Below are 18245 nucleotides of genomic sequence, written 5' to 3'. Positions count from 1 at the left end.
CGGTCATTGTTTGCGCAGCTTACTGCGATGCCCGCTCTGTCGGATTGAAGGCGGACAGGCCTTTGAGAATGTCGATCGCATAGGCCAACTGGTAGTCTTCGTTGCGCAGTTCGGCGGTTTCTTCCGCTTTGGTGCGGTCTTCCTCGATCTGGCGGATTTCATCCTCGGTCAAACTGTCATTGTTCAGGCTGCCCCGCAGGTCGGCCTCGGACCGGGTGCGGGCGTTGCTTTCTTCCTCTTCCTCAGCCTCGGGACGGACGCGGGGCTGTTCCACGATGATGTCGGGGCTGACACCCAAAGCCTGGATCGACCGACCCGACGGGGTGTAGTAGCGCGAGGTGGTCAGACGCATCGCCCCGTCGCCACGCAGCGGCATCACGGTTTGAACCGATCCTTTGCCGAAGCTTTTAGTGCCGACGACGATCGCGCGGTGGTGATCCTTCAATGCACCTGCAACAATTTCGGAAGCCGACGCCGATCCGCCGTTGATCAGCACTACGATCGGCTTGCCTTGGGCAAGATCACCCGGGGTTGCGTTGAAGCGTTCACCATCTTCGGGATTGCGCCCACGGGTCGAGACGATCTCGCCTTCGTTCAGGAATGCGTCCGATACCTTGATGGCTTGGGTCAACAGCCCGCCGGGGTTGTTGCGCAGGTCCAGAACAAAGCCGTTCACCTTGTCGATGCCGCCAGCTTCGGCGATCTGCTTTTCCATCCCCTCTTTCAGGTTCGGGAAGGTCTGATCGTTGAAGGTGGTCACACGAAGCACCACGCTGGCGCCTTCGGTGCGGGCGCGAACGGCGGTCAGTTTGATCGTGTCGCGGATGATGGTCACATCGAATGGGTCGGGTTCGCCTTCCCGCACGACGGTGATGACGATTTCCGAACCGACCGGGCCGCGCATCAGGTCGACTGCCTTGTCCAGCGTCAGGCCCAGGATGCTTTCGCCGTCCACATGAGTAATGAAATCGCCGGCCTCGATGCCCGCTTCGTCCGCAGGCGTCCCGTCAATTGGCGATACGACTTTGACGAAGCCGTCCTCTTGGGTGACCTCGATGCCCAGCCCACCGAATTCACCGCGCGTCTGCACGCGCATCTGCTCGGCGTCGTCCGGGGAAAGATAGCTTGAATGCGGATCCAGCGACGTCAACATGCCGTCGATCGCAGCCTCGATCAGTTCTTCGGGGGCGACTTCCTCAACATACTGGGCGCGGATCCGTTCGAAGATATCTCCGAACAGGTCAAGTTGTTCATACACTCCGGCCTTGTTTTCGGCCTCTTGCGCCAGCAGTGGCCCGGCGATCTGGGTAGTCGCAATAATCCCTGCCACGGTGCCGGCCAGACCGGCCATCACAAATCTCTTCATACTCGTCTATCCATCCTTGTCAGGCCGGAACCATGATTCCGGATCCACGGGGCTATTGTTCTCTCTTACCTCTATATAGAGCGTTTCTGGACGATCAGTTCCAGTGCCATCACCGCTTGTTGACAAAATCGCGCCGATTTCTGGTGTTTGACCGGGCATCAGGCCCACTGGTGTTCCTTCGGGGATCACCTGACCGGGGTCCCCATACACCTCCTGAAGGCCGGAGAAGACAAAAAGCAAACCGGGCTGCGGTTCCAGGATCACAAGGTTTCCAAGGTCCAGAAGCGGCCCTCGGTATCGGATCGTGGCCGCTGTGGGCGACAGCACCAATGCACGTGGTCTGGTTCCCAGTACAAGCCCCGGACGCGTGACCCCTGCGGCGTCCGTTTCGCCGGAACGATGGAGTATGACGCCTTGGGTCGGCAGCGGAATCTGTCCTTTCAGTTGGGACACATCCGCGTTCGAGGCTATGATTTCTCCATCCGATATCTCAGATAGACCGCTGGCGAAACCATCCAGAGTCTCCGTTGATGAGATCAGGATGGCTGTCCGTACCGGGTCTTCAATGAAGCGGCGCGGCAGGTCGGTACGGTCCGCTATGGCCTCGCTCAGCTTCGTCCTGGCGTTCTGCACGCCTTCCAACCCTTCGGTCAGCGTGTCCGCAGCGCTTTGTTGCAAGCGGCGCAGGGTCTGCACCTCGTCCAGATCCCGGGCCAGCGCCTGGGCTCTGGTGTTCAGGCCAGGGGTGACTTCGGACAGCATCATCCCGGTGCGCGCCGCCCCCAGCGGCCCGGCCGGGTGCAGCATCAGAACCGGTGGCGCCGTGGTTTCGATGGTTTGCAGCACGCCCAGCAACTGGCGGATTTCGCGTTCGCGCGCGTTCAACTCGGCGGTCAGCTGGCTTTCGCGCAAAGCCGCTCGGCGCAGCCCGTCGCGCATGGCGGCCAGCCCGGCCTCGTAGGCCTGGATCGTCTCGGTCAGGGCACGCACGCGGTCGCGGGCGGTTTCGGCCTCGGTCAGCGCGATCGAGGCCTGTTCCAGCATCTGCGCTGCCTCCAGTGCCGCCTGCGCGGGGTCCGGCGCGGCCCGGACCGCCTGCCCCGCCATCAGGGCCGCCAGAAGAAGCGCGCGCAGCCTCATGACAGCAGGCTCTGACCCGTCATTTCCGGCGGCTTGGGCAGGCCCATCAGGTCCAGCACCGTAGGCGCCAGATCGGACAGGCGACCTTCGCGCAGGGTTCCGCCCTCGGGTCCGCCAACCAGCGCCACGGGTACCGGGTTCAGGGTGTGAGCGGTATGCGGCCCGCCTGTTTCGGGGTCGATCATGGTTTCGCAGTTGCCGTGATCGGCCGTCACGATCATGGCACCGCCTGCCTTTTCAAGCGCGGCGACCACGCGGGACAGGCCTTGGTCAACGGCCTCGCAGGCCTTGATCGCGGCCTGCAGGTCACCGGTATGGCCCACCATGTCGGGGTTGGCATAGTTGGTGACGATCAGGTCATAGCCGCCCTCGATCGCCTCGACGAAATTGTCCGTCACCTCTCCGGCCGACATCTCGGGCTGCAGATCATAGGTCGCCACCTTGGGCGACGGGGCCATATAGCGATCCTCGCCGGGCTCGGGGGTTTCCTTGCCGCCGTTCAGGAAGAACGTGACATGGGGGTATTTCTCGGTTTCGGCCAGGCGGAACTGGCGCAGGCCCTGCTTGGCAACCCATTCGCCCAACGTGTTCACGATCTCGCGCTTGGGGAAAACGGTCGTCATGTAGGCATTGTGGCCGTCGGAATATTCCACCATGCCCAGCAGCGCCGACAGGTGCGGGCGCGGGCCGGTGTCGAATTCGGCGAAATCAGGTTCGGCAATGGCGCGCAGGATCTCGCGGGCGCGGTCGGCGCGGAAGTTGAGGCAGAAGAACCCGTCACCGTCGCGGACGCCGTCGTAGCCGGGCAGAACCGTGGGCGCGATGAACTCGTCCGTTTCGCCCCGGTCGTAGGCGGCCTGAATCGCAGCGCTTGCGGTATCGGCCGGCCCACCCTGCCCTTTAATGATCGCTTCATAGGCGCGTCCGACCCGTTCCCACCGGTTGTCGCGGTCCATGGCATAATACCGCCCCGAGACGGTGACGACGCGCGCGTTCGCAGGCAGGCGGCGCTCCAGCTCGGCCAGGAAGTCCAGCGCCGATTTCGGGGCCACGTCGCGTCCGTCGGTGATGGCGTGCAGCGCCACCGGCACGCCCGCCTCGGTGATCGTTGTCGCGGCGGCGACGATATGGTTCAGGTGCCCATGCACCCCGCCATCCGAGACCAGCCCCATCAGATGCGCGATTCCGCCCGCCGCCTTCACCTTGGCGATGAAGTCCTGCAGTGCGGCATTTTCGAAGAACGAGCCGTCTTCGATCGCAAGATCGATCTGGCCCAGATCCATCGCCACGACCCGCCCGGCCCCGATATTGGTATGGCCGACCTCGGAATTACCCATCTGGCCGCTGGGCAGGCCCACATCAGGGCCATGGGTGATCAGCCGCGCGTGCGGGCCCTTGGTCATGATCGCGTCGAAGGTGGGCGTGTGGGCCAGATAGGGCGCATTGGCCTGCGTGTCGTCGGACAGACCCCAACCATCAAGGATACACAGGACGACGGGTTTGGGTGCGCTCATGTCGGGTCTCCGGTAACTGCTCTTGTCCGTTCTTCTATCCCCTGCCCGCCGCATCGTGAACCGCCTTTTGCGGCGATCCGCCCCGCGCGGGCCTATTTCCTGATCTGCTGCCAGGGCCGCGCCTTGCGACCGCGATACTTGACCGTCAGCTCGGGCGGGGCGTCGCTTTCGTCATAGGCGCCCAAGATAACGCCCTTGCCGCGACTTTTGGTGCGCATCTCGACCAGCTTGGCCGCCGAGCGCGTGGTGCGCTGCGACGGGCGACGGGCCCAGGCGAACAGGTGGTTGTACATCTGCGCGATCACATCCGCATGGGCCGCGCTGTCGCCCAGATCGGTCAGCTCGTCGGGGTCGTTTTCCAGATCGAACAGGATCGGGCGGAACCCGCCTTCGCAATGGATCAGCTTCCACTTTTTCGTGGCCACCATGAACATCGCCGCGTCGCGCACCGACACGCCCAGCGTTTCCGCGATGGGCGAGGCCGAATAGTCGTATTCGCAAATCACGAATTTGCGCGGGGTCTCGGCCGCCTGCCCGTGCAGGATGGGCAGCAGCGAGTGGCCTTCCAGAATATGGTCGGGCACCACACCGCCCGCGACCTCGACGAAAGTGGGGGCCAGGTCGATCGACTCGACCAGCGCGTCGCAGGCGGTGCCGCGCGTGGCATCGGCCTGTTCGGACGGGTCGTAGATGATCAGCGGCACCTTGGTCGAAGCGTCGTGGAAGAACGTCTTTTCGCCCATCCAGTGATCGCCCAGAAAATCGCCATGGTCCGAGGTCAGCACGATCATCGTGTCGTCCATGCGGCCGGTCTGGTCCATCCAGTCAAGCAACCGCCCGATCTGGTCATCGGCCTGCTTGATCAGGCCCATATAGGAGGGGATCACGGCCTCGCGCACATCCTGCCGCCAGAAGGTCTGACCGATCTTGGTGTGCATGAAGGCGCTCAGCACGGGGTGCGCCTCGGCCCGCTCGGCATCGGAGCGATTGGGGGGCAGAACATGCCCGGGCCCGTACATCGAGGCATAGGGCTCGGGGACGATATAGGGCCAGTGCGGTTTGATGTAGCTCAGGTGGCAGCACCACGGGCCGTCATGGGTTTCCATGAATTCGATGCCGCGCGTGGTCAGATAGGGGGTCTCGCTATCATCTTCGGCAATGTTCGCGGCCTGCTGCGCGTTTTTTAGGAACCAGCCGGACAGCACGTTTCCGTCCGCGTCCAGACCGGAATTGGCAAAGTCGTGCCAGGGGTTGTCGCCGTCATAACCCTTGTCGGCCAGCCACGCGTTATAGGCCTTGGCCCCGTCGGGGTCATAGAACCCGTCGGGGCCTTCGGGGCGCATCCCGTCGTCGCGCTCGTACACGTCAAAACCGCATTCGGCCACCCGCGCGCCGATCAGGCTGTCGGGTTCCAGGCCCAGCCGCGCCATGCCCTCGGCGTCGGCGCGCATATGGGTTTTGCCGACCAGCCAGCAGTCCATCCCCGCCTTGCGCAGATGGTCGCCCATGGTCAGCTCACCCACCTTCAGCGGGATGCCGTTCCACGAGGCGCCATGCGACTGCACATAGCGCCCGGTATAGGTGGACATGCGCGAGCTGCCGCAGATCGGCGACTGGATATAGGCCCGGGTGAACCGCATGCCGCGCGCGGCCAGCCGGTCGATATTGGGCGTGTGCAGATGTGGATGGCCGTAACAGCTCATGTAATCCCAGCGCAGCTGGTCGAACATGATGAACAGGATGTTGCGGGCCTTGGCCATTCAGTGCTGCGCGCCCTTGCTTTCCATCTGTTCCACCATCCGGCGGGCGCGCTTGCATTGCAGCTTGTCACGCAGGGGGCTGTTGGGGTCCACGTCTTTTTGGCACACCACGCATTTGTCGGCGCCCGAGATCGCGTTCAGCCCGCCGCAACTGCCCTTGATGGTCTTGCCCATCAGCATCACGCCCAGCGACATGCCGACCATGATGATCAGCAGCAGAACAAACGCGAGGATAAAGGTGCTCATCGGCCGGCCCGCCCTTCAGTTCGATCCCAGCGCATCCTTGAACGCGCTGCTTTGTACCGTGATATAGGCATCTTCGCCGCCTGTCACATCCCGCGAGATGAAAAACACCGCCAAACCCAGCTGATCGGCCAGTTTCAGCCCCCTCTCCTGCCCCAGCGCCAGCATCGCGGTGGCCCAGGCATCGGCCATCATCGCGTTTTCGGCCAGAACCGTGACCGAGGTCGTCCGATGCGTGATCGGGCGTCCGGTGGTCGGGTCGATGATATGCGAATACCGCACCCCGTCCTGTTCGAAGAAGTTCTTGTAATCGCCCGAGGTCGCCATGCCGCGGTTGTCCAGCGGTACGATGAACTGGATGGCCTGCGACCCGGTTTCGGGCTTTTCGATGCCGATGCGCCAGGCCTCGCCCTTGTCGTTCTGACCACGGGCCACCAGGTCGCCGCCGATCTCGACCATGTAGTTCTCGATGCCGGCTTCTTGCAGCGTCTCGGCCACGGCGTCGATCCCGTAGCCCTTGGCGATGGCCGACAGGTTGATCCCCACGCCCGGCTGCGCCTTGGCCAGCGCCCCGGCCTGCGCATCCAGCGTCAGCAGGCGGGCCTGCCCCACCTGTTCCAGCGCCGCCGCGATCTCGGCATCCGACGGCACCGGGTCTTCGGGCTTGCGCGGGCCAAAGCCCCACAGCTCGATCAACGGGCCAAGGGTCACGTCGAACACGCCGCCGCTTTGCTCGTGCACCTGGTTGGCCGCCGCGATCACGTAGGCGAACTCTTTCGACACCGACATCGGGTCGGTGCTGGCCGAGGCGGAAAAGACCGAGACTTCGGAATTCGGGTCCCAGTTGGACATCTTGGCATTCACCTGCGCCAGCGTTTCCTCCACGGAGGTGGACAGGGCCGCCTCGTCCAGATCCTCGCCGATTGCGGTGATGTGATAGGTCGTGCCCATGGTTTCGCCGGACAGACGGACGATCTCGGGCTCCTCGTCGAACAGACAGCCAGAAACAACAAGCGGCAGGGCCAGAGCAAGCAGTCGGCGCATGGGGCGATCTCCTGGAAATGTGTTGCCCGGCATATGCCAGCGGCCCCACCCAGAGTCAAACCTGCGTCAGGGCGCCAGCGGCAGGAAGCCCAGGACCAGCAGCCCGACCGCAGCGGGCACTCCAAACAGCCACGCGCGTTTCTGCCAACCCGGGGGCTGTTCTTTCCACAGTTTGCGAAAATTATGTCCGCAGATCACGACCAGAAGGAAGATCAGGGCGGCAACCGCAGGAGACAGATGAAGTTGGGTCACGGGGTCCGGTTTTTCCTTGCGACCCGGCGCGGTTGCGCCGGTTTTTGAATTTGCACCCTATACAGGTTTCTCTGCTGCGATAAGGTGGTGAGGACAGCCTGTAGCGTTGAAGGAGGAGACCGCCCATGGCCCCAAGCTCTTACCAGCCCCCGACACGTGGCGACAAGGCCGGGTCAAGCACTTTCAGCCAGTCCGCCGAGTCGAATTTGTCACATACTCAGACCACTGTCGCCAAATTGCTGGAAGGAAAAGGTGATGCGGTGTTTTCGGTTCGGCCGAATGACACCATCCATTCGGTGGTCGAAATTCTAAAGGAGAAACGCATCGGGGCGGTTGTCGTCACCGATCAGAACGGAGCATTGCAGGGGATCCTGTCCGAGCGGGATATCGTTCGCCGCATGGCGGATACTCCGGGTCAGACGCTGCCACAGTCGGTCGAGGCGTTGATGACACGCGATGTGCGGACCTGCACACCGGACGACCTGCTGATGGATGTGCTGAAGACGATGACCGAGGGGCGGTTCCGCCACATGCCGGTTCTTCGCGACGGCAAGCTTTGCGGCATGATCACCATCGGAGATGTCGTGCATTTCCGCCTGAAAGAGCTGGAATACGAAGCCCTGCGCATGAAGCAGATGATCGTCGGCTAGATCGTCACACGTCGTAGTAACGGGCATAGGCCCCACAAGGCTGCCCGCCTGCATTGGTCTGCTTTCGGGCTGACCCCAGGTCCGACATGACCAGCCCGGTGACCTGCACGTTCAGGCTAGAAAACTCGCGCAGCACCTGTCCCAACTGGGCGCGGGACGTGGTGGCCGGTGCAACCGACAGAAGGATCGCGTCACAGGCCTGCCCGATTGCCCGGACGTCAGAAACGGCCAAAACCGGCGGGCTGTCGATCAGAATATTGTCGTAGTCTGCCCGCAACCTCTGCGTGAGGTCATGAAAGCGCGAAGAAAAAAATATCCGCGGCGCTGCGTGTGCTGCGCTCGCCCATCAGAACATTGACCGACAACCGGGTGTCGGTACGTAGAAGGTTGCCCAAGGGTGTCCCTCCGGTCAGCGCTGTGACCAGCCCACCGTTCGGGTTGTCTGGAAAATACTCCCTGAAAGACAGGCTCCGGATGTCGGCTTCGACCAGCAGAACAGATCGACCGAGCCCCGCCAGGCTTTGCGCGAGGGCAATCGACATCGTGATCTTACCCTCATCCGGTACCGACGAGGTGCACAGAATGACCTGTGGTTGAGCGTCCGAATTTGGTGACAGCACAGACGTTCGCAGGTTTCTGGCCGCTTCCGATAGCGGCGACGTCGAATTTGTCGATAGGTACCCGACCAACCGACTGTGCTGGCGGATCGGTGCCAATCGCAAATGCCCCAGAACCGGTACGCTGGTGGCCATCTCCAGATCGGCCCCAGCCGGAACCGCGGATTGCCGGATTTGCTGGACAAGAATGATGCCCAGCCCCAAAGCCGCCCCGGCGATCACCCCAAGAAACATGATCAGACCAGAACGCGGTGCAACTTGTTTACCCGGAGTGGCCGCCGAGATTATGCGGCTGTCTGGCGTTTGTGCGCCCTGTTGGACGGCGGCTTCCTCCAGTCTGGAAATAAGGGTTTCGTGCAGCAACCGGGTTACACGGGCGTCGCGCTCGAACTGGCGCAGTTCGGCTGTCACACTGGCATTCTGGGCGATCAATTCTGAAACACGTTCGGCGAGAGCTATCCTTGCTGCTGCGTCCCTCGTGGCAACCTGCCTTGAAAGGCTGGTGGGAAGGCGACCATGAATGACTTCCTGAACCTCGCCTTTGAAGGGTTCGGGGTCCAAGTCAACAAGTGTCTGGTCCAGTTGGTCAAGCTCTTGAAGACGGCTTTGCAGATTGGCCAACCTTGTTCGGGTTTCGAAAAGGTGCGCGGCCAGTGCTTCGGGGCTGGCGCCCGCAGGACCTTGATGGCGTCCTCCTGCCGGGCGATTTCCTGCTCCAGCCCGGCCACCCGGTCCGACAACCATGAAACAGTTTCGGTTAGTCCTTTGGCTTTTGCATTGATTTGATCCCGAACAAAAAGCTGGGCCAAGGTATCCGCAATCTCAGCCGACTTCTGAGGGCGGTTGGTTGTTGCGCCGATCCGGATGACATCTGAATTCCGGACGTTTTCGATAGATACCACCTGTGTGACGTTTTCCGCGACAATGCCCAGGGCTTCGCTATCCGACCGGTTCGCCGGATTTTGCCAAAATACGGTCCAACGCGATGCGAGGATGGCTGGATTGAACTATGGATCATCCTGGAGGTTTAGCTCCAGCGCCGGGCTATGCATCAAACGAGCAGAGCCAAGGATTTCGACTTGGGTATTGATGGCGGAGATGTCGACACCTAGCCCGTCATGGCTTGCGACGGCACGTCGGAATAGCCCGCAGAGCGTGTCAGAACCAACGTCGTTTCGGACCGGAAGCGGGGTTCTATCGTAAAGGGCGAGATCCCCAATCCCAGCAAAAGACCGAGACCCGCGCAGCTGGCGATTGTGTATCTGTCCGGCCATCACAGCCGGGCAAAGGCCAGCAGAACCAAACCGTCCACGGTTTTCTCGCGCCTGTTCGCGCCATGAGGTTTTTCGTCGGTCGTGTTAGGCCTTTGCAAGTGCTTGTGTTCTGTCACCGTTTCTTGGCGTCAATTACCCTTGAACTCTGCAACCGCCTGCAGCGTCCGCCAAATAATCCAAAATTCGAATGCAAGGCTCGGATTATTGATGTAGTAGTGGTCGGTCCAAAATTTTTCCGAATATCTTCAAGACTTTGTGCGTGACCGACTTCGGTCTGGGCATAGCCGCTGATTCCGGGGCGGACGCCGAGCCGGGCGCGGTAACCGGGCCATAGGGGCCCCCTGATCTTACCGTGACCAAGCTTCATTGAACGGAATTTGTAGGCGACAAACGCTCTTCCTCCTCTGCCCATGCGGATCTGGCAGAACCACAGGGGCCCTCGGTTTAGAATGGGGTTCATGACGAGCTACAGGACTTCGCAAACCGCCACGAGTGGCAACAGGGCCAGAGAAACAGCAACATCCATGAAGCGTTTGGTGATACTGAATGTCAGACCTACACGCGGCGCGGCAAAACCGGAAAAGTTGCTTGGGAACCAACAATATCGATACTCATCCATCCCCCTCCTGAGCGCCTGTTGTCTCGTAGGCTCAGCGGGAGTTTCGCTGCGGAATGGTAAATACCGAGCTAATGTTAATAGAGTATTTAGAGATCATCATTTGACCATGGCCAACATGCCCGACCGGCGGTGTCCGAGGCTTCATTGCCGGGGCCGGTTGATACGAAATTGACGATGCCCGGGCTGATGTCTGCCGCCGTGAGCCGACCGGTCGCAAACGCGCCGGTATCGATCGAAATCACCCGCCCACTGACTTTTGGATCTGGGACGATGGTATGCCCGTGCACGACCCATTGGCCATCCAAGCGAGCGGTGGGCGGGAAATTGGGGTGCCCCCACAAACAGACATGGCGCGGTTGGTCATCGATTGGCAGGGCGGGATCCAGGGCTGCGTGGACGATCGAGACATTCCCGCTTGACCAGGTCAGTGGTCGGTTTTCGAGCCAAGTTAGAACCGGGTCGCCGATCACAGACCGCAACTGATGCGAGATTTGGACAGCATCATCGCCCAGTGTCGCTTCGGTTATTCCCGTCAGGCCGAACGACGCGAGTGTCTGAAGCCCACCGTTTCCCAGCCACAAGCGACTGGTCCGCTTCGGCTCCTCGATAAATCGAAGCAGCATCTCTTCATGATTGCCCAGCAGACAAATCACTTCACGCTCGCCGTTTTCCGAAAGATGCCGCAGGTGATGCAAAACCTGAGCACTGTAATCTCCACGGTCGACATAGTCCCCAACAAATACCAGAGGAATGTCCGGATCGAGACGGGTCAGCAGTTGCTGCAACAGGTCCAGCCGTCCGTGTATGTCACCAACGACATAGAACCGCTGATCGGGTGCCAGGGTCTCCAGCAGCGATTCCTGCTTAGGCTCGCCGGTGCCCCGCCTGAGTCTTCTGATCCAAGATCCTATCATCAGACCTGTTCCCTATCGCGCTGTGGCCCCGGCAGCAATGGTGGACAGGCCCGGCTGACGCCACCGCCGTAATTGTGAACAACAGGTTATTGAGGCGGGCGGGCAACGCAAGGGTCCTCGGCATCAGAGTGGCCGCCGAAAAACAACAGGAGCTTTCCATGCTTGCGATGACTTGCAAACCGGCCGCGCAGCGGTCTGTCTAAAGCCGCCACTTTGCGGCCGCGGACCAGGGTATTATTCTCAGCAACGTGGGTGGTGCATCGATCCGGTTTGAAATCACCGCTGACGATGCCATCCCTGAACTGGAAGATGCTTTGGGTCACACGGTTCAACCGGGGCGGTCTTTTGCGATGCAGATGAAAGCAGCCGAGTGTCTGGATGATACGGTCCGAGGGCTGCGCGGGCACGATCTGCGTGCCAATTGGGGTCGATTTTGGCGATGGTGAGGATCATCGTCGTTGTGCTGGTTCTGGCGGACTGCACTCCGGATGGTGATGGCCCGCGTTCGGTTCTGATGCCCGCGATGCTGGATCGTCAGGGCCAGCCCACAATGCTGGCCGAGCTGCCCAAATTGTCGGTCAGCGCAACGATGGCCCTGTTTGGTGGCAACGGTGACGTTCAAACCTGGAAGTTAGCGGACGGTGTTTCGCTTTCCTTTCTGGATGGAGTTTTGGTCTCAAGCCGGGGATTGGGCGCGGACGTGATGTCGGCGGATGTGAGTGGAACACGCGCCATGCTGGCCGGGGACGGCTCGGCGCGCCATATGCGCCTGCACAGCTATCTGGACGGCGAATACCAACCCAGCTTTCGCGCATCTCCAACCAACTGGACAGCGTCGCCGTGCGAGAAGTACCTTTGACGGCTCAGACGGTGCTCATGGAAAACGGGACGACACCCTATCGGCCACGCAGCCTGCCGCAGTCCTCCTATGAAACCGCAGGCACCGGGCCGGCCCACTCTCGATTGGTTGCGCTGCCGGATGGTCCGGCCGTTCCGGATTTCACCCCCGAGCACTTGAGTTGCGCGCGCCTCCGCGTGTGAAGGCTCCACCTTTCCACCTGGGACCGGGTGATGTGGTGGCGATCATACGCCCCGCAGGGATTGCCGAACTTGCTGGCTCAGGCGCTCAGCCGGATACCTTCACCTTGCGCGACTATTTGGCCCGACCGGAGTTCCGTCAACTGGTCCTTTTGAACGGGGACGCCGTGTTTTCCGATACCAGCTATGACCTGGACCGGGCTCTTGTGTTTCATAGCGATCAGATCGAAGTCATCAGCCTGAACCGTCAGGCTAAGGGGGCTGTCTTGGCCGAACTTGAACAGGAGGTCGGTCTGCGCCGCGCCGAACTGACGGAGTCACGCGAAAATTTCACGGTTCGCAGCCAACTGGGTGCCGAACAGCGCGGCATTGTCGATCGCGACCCGTATGGAACTGCGCCCCAACGATATTGTCTTCATCCAGGAACATCCGATCACGACCTGGGGTCGGGCGCTGGATCAATTTCTATCCTCGCTGGTCAATGCGGGGTTGGACGCGGCAAATGGTTGACGCGCCCCGCCGTGCATCGGATATGAGGCCCCACCGACCGATAATCCCCTTGACCTTGGCGGGTCGAAAGGGTCCCTGATGGTCGGGATTGTTGATTTGCGTTCGAGGGTTTCATGCAACGGGTATTGATTACGGGCACTGCGGGCTTCATCGGGTTCCACCTGGCCAAGCTGCTGTTGTCCGAAGGATTTCAGGTCCATGGCTATGACGGGATGACGGATTACTACGACGTCACTCTCAAACAGCGTCGCCATCAGATGCTGTTGCAGACGCCCGGCTTCTCGGCAACCGAGGATCTGTTGGAAAACCACGAACGCCTCATGCAGGTTGCAGACGAATTCCAGCCGGAGGTGATCGTTCACCTCGCCGCCCAGGCTGGTGTGCGTTACAGCCTTGAACACCCGCGCAGCTATATCGATTCAAACGTTGTGGGTACGTTCAACGTGATGGAGGTGGCCCGTCAGCACAAGGTCGGGCACCTGCTCATGGCCTCTACCTCTTCGGTTTATGGGGCAAACGAAGACATGCCCTTTACCGAGGTGGAAAAGGCCGACACCCAATTGACGATCTATTCTGCCACCAAGAAGGCGAACGAAGCGATGGGACATTCCTATGCCCATCTCTGGGATCTGCCCACGACCATGTTCCGGTTCTTCACCGTATACGGCACCTGGGGCCGTCCAGACCTGGCTCTGTACAAGTTTGTCGATGCAATTCTGGATGGGCGCCCGATCGACATCTACAATCACGGCGAAATGTATCGCGACTTCACCAATGTGAACGACCTGGTGCGCGGGATCCGGTTGTTGATCGATGCGGTCCCCGTCCGTCCGGACAGCCCCGAGGATATCGAGGAGGGTGACAGCCTTTCGCCGGTCGCGCCCTATCGTGTGGTCAACATCGGAAATGGTGACAAGGTGCGTCTGATGGATTTCGTCGAAGCAATCGAGGAAGCCGTGGGCAAGAAGGCGATCCGGAATTACATGCCCATGCAGATGGGTGATGTTCCGGCGACATGGGCCAATACCGACCTGCTGCAACGCCTGACCGGGTATCGTCCGCAGACCGATTTCAAGGATGGAATCGCTCAGTTTGTCGAATGGTTCCGCGAATACCACGGCAAATGATCTAGTGACCCGGACCTGACGTATGCTTGAAACGAACCCCAATTCCCGTCGGATCGCCGTGATCGGTCTGGGCTATGTCGGCCTGCCGTTGGCCGCTGCCTTTGGCAAGATCGGACCGGTTCTGGGCTTTGACATCAATCCCACGCGCATCGACGCGCTGCGCCAGGGCAATGACGCCACGCATGAGGTCAGCGAAGACGAGCTGTCCGCCGCCGGGGGTCTTAGGTTTACCACTGACCCCGCTGATCTGGCGGACTGTGACACGTATATCGTGACGGTGCCCACACCGATCACAGCACAAAAACAGCCAGACCTTGCACCGTTGCTGCGCGCCTCAGAAACGGTTGGACGGGTGTTGAAGCCTGGTGATCTGGTTATCTATGAATCAACCGTCTACCCCGGCGCGACCGAGGAAGACTGCGTCCCGATCCTCGAGCGGGAGTCCGGCTTGCGTTTCAACGTGGGTTTCTTTGTCGGGTACAGTCCTGAAAGGATCAATCCCGGCGACAAGGCGCATCGCATCGCCGATATCTGCAAGGTCACGTCGGGATCGACGCCTAAGGCCGCCGATCTGGTGGACGCGCTTTATGCGCGGATCATCACGGCGGGGACGCACAAGGCCGAAAGCATCCGCGTGGCCGAGGCTGCAAAGGTGATCGAGAACACACAGCGCGATCTGAATATCGCCCTGGTGAACGAACTTGCCATGATCTTCGGCCGCCTCGGCATCGACACTGATGCGGTGCTGCGGGCGGCGGGCACCAAATGGAATTTCCTGCCCTTCCGCCCTGGCCTTGTCGGTGGGCATTGCATCGGGGTCGACCCCTACTACCTGACTCACAAGGCCGAGGCCGTTGGCCATCATCCTCAGGTCATTCTGGCGGGGCGGCGCCTGAACGATGGAATGGGCGCATATGTAGTGTCCCAGTTGGTCAAGCGGATGATCCGCGAGCGGATCGAGATGACGGACGCCCGGGTCTTGGTCATGGGGCTGACCTTCAAGGAAAACTGCCCTGATCTGCGAAACACCCGGGTCGTCGACATCGTTCACGAGTTGCAAAGCTATGGCGTGACCGTGGACGTTCACGATCCCCATGCCGACCCACAAGCCGCACGTGACGAATATGGGATCGACCTGCTGGAGCAGCCCAAGCCCGGCACCTATGACGGTATCGTCGTGGCGGTTGCCCATGACGCATATCTTGCGATGGATCCGGCCGAAATCCGAGCGTTCGGAAAGGCCCGGAATGTCCTGTTCGACGTCAAATCCTGCCTGCCGCGCAGCGCCAGTGATCTGCGGCTCTGACCCGCGCCAGAACACTGAAATGAGAGACATTCTCTGACTGTGAAACCTCTGTCCGCAAGGTCCGAGGCCCTGTGGGTTGCCGCCGGCCAGTTCCCCTTTCTGACCGGCGGGCTGGTGCTTGGTCCGCTGTGTTGTGCGTCCTTGCTGTTGTGTCCGCGCTGAATGGCGCAGCGACCACCGCGCTGATTGCGATGGGGAATGCAGCACGTTCTCGTCGGGTGGGCTCAGAGCCGGGGCCTATTTCCTGTTGCGATACGTGATCTGGCTCGTTTTTTTGGATAGCCGCCAAGGGCGGCGTTTTCACCGGCTGCGGGGTCTTTGGTACCGTCGTCGTGTCAACCGGACGTTGGCGTTGGTAGAACGCTACATGCGGGACGACCGCGTTGACCCACCGACGGCAATACGCAGCGTTCTGGGTCTTGATGTTACAAAATGAAACCGGCGCAAGATTGCGCCGGTTTTTTCTTAGCCACCAAAGTCGTCCAGCATGATGTCTTCGCGATCAACACCCAGATCCAGTAGCATGTTGATGACCGACTGGTTCATGATTGGCGGACCGCACATGTAGAATTCGCAGTCTTCGGGCGCCGGGTGGTTCTTGAGGTATTCCTCGAACAGCACGTTGTGGATGAACCCCGTGTAGCCTTCCCAATCGTCGCCCGGTTGCGGGTCGGACAAAGCAACGTGCCACTCGAAGTTTTCGTTCTCGGCTGCCAGCTGGTCGAAATCTTCAACATAGAACATCTCGCGGCGTGACCGGGCACCGTACCAGAAAGTGATTTTGCGTTTGGTGTTCAGACGCTTGAGCTGGTCGAAGATGTGGCTGCGCATCGGGGCCATGCCCGCGCCGCCACCAACGAACACCATCTCTTTGTCGGTCTCGCGTGCGAAGAATTCCCCGAACGGACCCGAGATCGTGACTTTGTCACCCGGCTTCAGGTTGAAGATGTAGGACGACATCTGCCCGGGCGGAATGCCTTCGGACCCCGGCGGGGGCGAGGCGATCCGCACGTTGAGCATGATGATGCCTTTTTCGTTGGGGTAGTTGGCCATCGAATAGGCGCGCTCGATCGGTTCGGTAACCGTGGATTTGTACTGCCACAGATTGAACTTGTCCCAATCCTCACGGTATTCCTCGGCGACGTCGAAATCGCTGTAGTCGACCTTGTGCGCCGGGGCGGCGATCTGGATGTATCCGCCAGCGCGGAAATTCACATCCTCGCCCTCGGGAAGTTCCAGCACCAGTTCCTTGATGAAGGTCGCCACGTTGTCGTTGGACCGGACGGTGCATTCCCATTTCTTGACGCCAAAGACCTCTTCGGGAACTTCGATCTTCATGTCCTGCTTGACGGCCACCTGGCACGACAGGCGGTCACCGCAGGTGGCCTCGCGCTTGGTGATGTGGCTTTCTTCGGTTGGCAGGATCGACCCGCCGCCCTCCAGTACACGCACCCGGCATTGCGCGCAGGTACCGCCGCCGCCGCAGGCCGACGGAACGAACAGCTTTTCGGCTGCCAGCGTCTGCAGCAACTTGCCGCCGGCAGGAACCGAGATGGTTTTCTCACCGTTGATGGTGATGTTGACGTTGCCCGATGAAACCAGCCGAGACCGGGCCGCCATGATCAGCGCGACCAGGGCCAGAACGATCAGGGTGAAAAGGACAACGCCGAGCGAGAAAGTTTCCATGCCCCTGCCCCTTTACAGTTTGACGCCCGAGAAGGACATGAAGGCCATCGCCATCAGACCTGCGGTGATGAAGGTGATGCCGAGGCCCTGCAGCCCGTCCGGAATGTCCGAATATTTCAGTTTTTCGCGCACGCCAGCCATGGCGGTGATCGCCAGCGCCCAACCAAAGCCCGAGGACAGGCCATAGGTCGCGGCCTCGGCAAAGTTGTAGTCGCGCTCGACCATGAACAGCGAGCCGCCCAGGATTGCGCAATTCACCGTAATCAGCGGCAGGAAGATCCCCAGTGCGTTGTAGAGCGGCGGGAAATACTTGTCCAAAACCATCTCGAGGATCTGAACCATCGCAGCGATCACGCCGATATATGAAATCAGGCCGAGAAAGGTCAGGTCCACATCCGGGAACCCGGCCCACGCCAGCGCACCCGGCTTGAGCAGGTAGTTCAGCAACAGGTTGTTGGCCGGAACGGTGATGGCCTGCACGACCATGACCGAGATCCCGAGCCCCAGCGCCGTCGAGATTTTTTTCGACACGGCGATGAAGGTACACATGCCCAGGAAAAAGCTGAGCGCGAGGTTTTCGACGAAGATGGCCTTTACGGCCAGTGAGATGAGACCTTCCATCAGTGCGCCTCTACCTGCTGGATCTTGTATTCACGTTCCTCGACCTGGTTCGGCTTCCACGTGCGGAAGGCCCAGATGATCAGGCCGATGATGAAAAAGGCCGACGGCGGCAGCAGCAGCAAGCCGTTGGGCACGTACCAGCCGCCATTGTTCACGGTTTCCAGGATGGTCACCCCGAACAGAGAGCCCGAGCCGAACAGCTCGCGGACGACGCCGACCAGCATCAGGATCAGGCCATAACCCATGCCGTTGCCCAAGCCGTCGATGAAGGACGCCACGGGCGGGTTCTTCATGGCAAAGGCCTCGGCTCGACCCATCACGATGCAGTTGGTGATGATGAGGCCCACGAAGACCGACAGCGTCTTTGAGATCTCGAAGGCATAGGCCTTGAGGATCTGGTCGACCAGGATCACCAGCGACGCGATGATGACCATCTGCACGATGATCCGGATCGAGCCGGGGATCTGGTTGCGCAGGCATGAGATGAAAAAGGACGAAAACGCCGTCACGAACATCACCGCCAGCGACATCACGAAGGCCACTTGCAGCGACGAAGTTACCGCC

At 60.7% G+C, this 18245-nt stretch carries 19 protein-coding genes; 6 read left to right on the top strand and 13 right to left on the bottom strand.

Going from position 1 to position 18245, the window contains the following annotated elements; translation table 11 throughout:
• Nucleotides 1–19: 19 nt before the first annotated feature.
• The 7 genes from ACR0NB_RS15745 to ACR0NB_RS15715 all read right to left on the bottom strand — a co-directional run bounded on the left by ACR0NB_RS15745 (nt 20) and on the right by ACR0NB_RS15715 (nt 7319).
• Entirely contained in the window at nt 20–1366 is a 1347-nt protein-coding gene (locus ACR0NB_RS15745; RefSeq protein WP_093963348.1) for a S41 family peptidase, read from the bottom strand.
• A 6-nt stretch (nt 1367–1372) separates the two neighbouring features.
• Nucleotides 1373–2506, bottom strand: coding sequence for a murein hydrolase activator EnvC family protein (locus ACR0NB_RS15740; RefSeq protein ID WP_170435720.1), 1134 nt, complete (start codon nt 2504–2506; stop codon nt 1373–1375).
• Nucleotides 2503–4020 carry a 2,3-bisphosphoglycerate-independent phosphoglycerate mutase gene (gene gpmI / locus ACR0NB_RS15735; RefSeq protein ID WP_480776182.1) on the bottom strand — a complete coding sequence of 506 codons (1518 nt, stop codon included), beginning with the start codon at nt 4018–4020 and terminating at the stop codon, nt 2503–2505. Before gpmI ends, ACR0NB_RS15740 begins: the two co-directional genes overlap by 4 nt.
• Nucleotides 4021–4112: 92 nt before the next feature.
• Nucleotides 4113–5780, bottom strand: a complete 1668-nt coding sequence (locus tag ACR0NB_RS15730) for a sulfatase-like hydrolase/transferase (protein WP_480776181.1) — start codon at nt 5778–5780, stop codon at nt 4113–4115.
• A complete protein-coding gene (gene nqrM, locus ACR0NB_RS15725; protein WP_222458353.1) occupies nt 5781–6026 on the bottom strand; it encodes a (Na+)-NQR maturation NqrM in 246 nt (81 codons plus the stop codon). It abuts the gene before it with no gap.
• A 15-nt stretch (nt 6027–6041) separates the two neighbouring features.
• Nucleotides 6042–7067 (bottom strand): FAD:protein FMN transferase, encoded by a 1026-nt coding sequence (locus ACR0NB_RS15720; RefSeq protein WP_480776180.1) that lies wholly within the window; start codon nt 7065–7067, stop codon nt 6042–6044.
• 66 nt (nt 7068–7133) lie between these two features.
• Entirely contained in the window at nt 7134–7319 is a 186-nt protein-coding gene (locus ACR0NB_RS15715; protein ID WP_170439636.1) for a hypothetical protein, read from the bottom strand.
• 125 nt (nt 7320–7444) lie between these two features.
• On the opposite strand from ACR0NB_RS15715, the gene ACR0NB_RS15710 reads away from it, so the two are divergent.
• A complete protein-coding gene (locus tag ACR0NB_RS15710) occupies nt 7445–7969 on the top strand; it encodes a CBS domain-containing protein (protein WP_170439634.1) in 525 nt (174 codons plus the stop codon).
• A 4-nt stretch (nt 7970–7973) separates the two neighbouring features.
• Here ACR0NB_RS15710 and ACR0NB_RS15705 read toward each other — a convergent pair whose 3' ends face one another.
• Entirely contained in the window at nt 7974–8246 is a 273-nt protein-coding gene (locus ACR0NB_RS15705; protein ID WP_480776179.1) for a hypothetical protein, read from the bottom strand.
• A 13-nt stretch (nt 8247–8259) separates the two neighbouring features.
• Nucleotides 8260–8997: a GNVR domain-containing protein gene (locus ACR0NB_RS15700; protein ID WP_480776178.1), complete on the bottom strand. Its 738-nt coding sequence runs from the start codon at nt 8995–8997 to the stop codon at nt 8260–8262.
• Nucleotides 8998–9102: 105 nt separating this feature from the next.
• Here ACR0NB_RS15700 and ACR0NB_RS15695 point away from each other — a divergent pair, with 105 nt between their 5' ends.
• Nucleotides 9103–9372 (top strand): hypothetical protein, encoded by a 270-nt coding sequence (locus ACR0NB_RS15695; protein ID WP_480776177.1) that lies wholly within the window; start codon nt 9103–9105, stop codon nt 9370–9372.
• 1193 nt (nt 9373–10565) lie between these two features.
• Here the strand turns inward: ACR0NB_RS15695 and ACR0NB_RS15690 are convergent.
• Nucleotides 10566–11393, bottom strand: a complete 828-nt coding sequence (locus ACR0NB_RS15690; protein WP_480776176.1) for a metallophosphoesterase family protein — start codon at nt 11391–11393, stop codon at nt 10566–10568.
• Nucleotides 11394–11832: 439 nt separating this feature from the next.
• Here ACR0NB_RS15690 and ACR0NB_RS15685 point away from each other — a divergent pair, with 439 nt between their 5' ends.
• The 4 genes from ACR0NB_RS15685 to tviB all read left to right on the top strand — a co-directional run bounded on the left by ACR0NB_RS15685 (nt 11833) and on the right by tviB (nt 15374).
• Nucleotides 11833–12252 (top strand): YjbF family lipoprotein, encoded by a 420-nt coding sequence (locus ACR0NB_RS15685; RefSeq protein WP_480776175.1) that lies wholly within the window; start codon nt 11833–11835, stop codon nt 12250–12252.
• 217 nt (nt 12253–12469) lie between these two features.
• Complete coding sequence (locus ACR0NB_RS15680; RefSeq protein WP_480776174.1) at nt 12470–12967, top strand: hypothetical protein; 498 nt, start codon at nt 12470–12472, stop codon at nt 12965–12967.
• Nucleotides 12968–13054: 87 nt separating this feature from the next.
• Complete coding sequence (locus ACR0NB_RS15675; RefSeq protein ID WP_170341487.1) at nt 13055–14068, top strand: GDP-mannose 4,6-dehydratase; 1014 nt, start codon at nt 13055–13057, stop codon at nt 14066–14068.
• A gap of 22 nt (nt 14069–14090) precedes the next feature.
• The gene (tviB, locus tag ACR0NB_RS15670) at nt 14091–15374 is read left to right on the top strand and encodes a Vi polysaccharide biosynthesis UDP-N-acetylglucosamine C-6 dehydrogenase TviB (protein ID WP_480776173.1); all 1284 of its coding nucleotides are present in this window, start codon (nt 14091–14093) and stop codon (nt 15372–15374) included.
• A gap of 465 nt (nt 15375–15839) precedes the next feature.
• Here tviB and nqrF read toward each other — a convergent pair whose 3' ends face one another.
• The 3 genes from nqrF to ACR0NB_RS15655 form a co-directional block, all read right to left on the bottom strand.
• Entirely contained in the window at nt 15840–17060 is a 1221-nt protein-coding gene (nqrF, locus tag ACR0NB_RS15665) for an NADH:ubiquinone reductase (Na(+)-transporting) subunit F (protein ID WP_093963365.1), read from the bottom strand.
• 12 nt (nt 17061–17072) lie between these two features.
• A complete protein-coding gene (nqrE, locus tag ACR0NB_RS15660) occupies nt 17073–17681 on the bottom strand; it encodes an NADH:ubiquinone reductase (Na(+)-transporting) subunit E (RefSeq protein ID WP_050603817.1) in 609 nt (202 codons plus the stop codon).
• Nucleotides 17681–18245 (bottom strand): NADH:ubiquinone reductase (Na(+)-transporting) subunit D (locus ACR0NB_RS15655; RefSeq protein WP_480776172.1); only part of this gene is annotated, 565 nt, incomplete at its 5' end. The genes ACR0NB_RS15655 and nqrE, both read right to left, overlap by 1 nt.

Source organism: Ruegeria sp. CG3, from assembly GCF_056537205.1.
Note: the sequence above shows the minus strand (reverse complement) of the source record. Positions and strands in the feature narration are given on the sequence as shown.

Coding starts and splice junctions, on each gene's coding strand:
- ACR0NB_RS15740 (WP_170435720.1), bottom strand. CDS start 2,506: ATGAGGCTGCGCGCGCTTCTTCTGGCGGCCCTGATGGCGGGGCAGGCG.
- ACR0NB_RS15745 (WP_093963348.1), bottom strand. CDS start 1,366: ATGAAGAGATTTGTGATGGCCGGTCTGGCCGGCACCGTGGCAGGGATT.
- tviB (WP_480776173.1), top strand. CDS start 14,091: ATGCTTGAAACGAACCCCAATTCCCGTCGGATCGCCGTGATCGGTCTG.
- ACR0NB_RS15690 (WP_480776176.1), bottom strand. CDS start 11,393: ATGATAGGATCTTGGATCAGAAGACTCAGGCGGGGCACCGGCGAGCCT.
- nqrE (WP_050603817.1), bottom strand. CDS start 17,681: ATGGAAGGTCTCATCTCACTGGCCGTAAAGGCCATCTTCGTCGAAAAC.
- ACR0NB_RS15675 (WP_170341487.1), top strand. CDS start 13,055: ATGCAACGGGTATTGATTACGGGCACTGCGGGCTTCATCGGGTTCCAC.
- ACR0NB_RS15710 (WP_170439634.1), top strand. CDS start 7,445: ATGGCCCCAAGCTCTTACCAGCCCCCGACACGTGGCGACAAGGCCGGG.
- ACR0NB_RS15685 (WP_480776175.1), top strand. CDS start 11,833: ATGGTGAGGATCATCGTCGTTGTGCTGGTTCTGGCGGACTGCACTCCG.
- nqrM (WP_222458353.1), bottom strand. CDS start 6,026: ATGAGCACCTTTATCCTCGCGTTTGTTCTGCTGCTGATCATCATGGTC.
- gpmI (WP_480776182.1), bottom strand. CDS start 4,020: ATGAGCGCACCCAAACCCGTCGTCCTGTGTATCCTTGATGGTTGGGGT.
- ACR0NB_RS15730 (WP_480776181.1), bottom strand. CDS start 5,780: ATGGCCAAGGCCCGCAACATCCTGTTCATCATGTTCGACCAGCTGCGC.
- ACR0NB_RS15720 (WP_480776180.1), bottom strand. CDS start 7,067: ATGCGCCGACTGCTTGCTCTGGCCCTGCCGCTTGTTGTTTCTGGCTGT.
- ACR0NB_RS15695 (WP_480776177.1), top strand. CDS start 9,103: ATGAATGACTTCCTGAACCTCGCCTTTGAAGGGTTCGGGGTCCAAGTC.
- nqrF (WP_093963365.1), bottom strand. CDS start 17,060: ATGGAAACTTTCTCGCTCGGCGTTGTCCTTTTCACCCTGATCGTTCTG.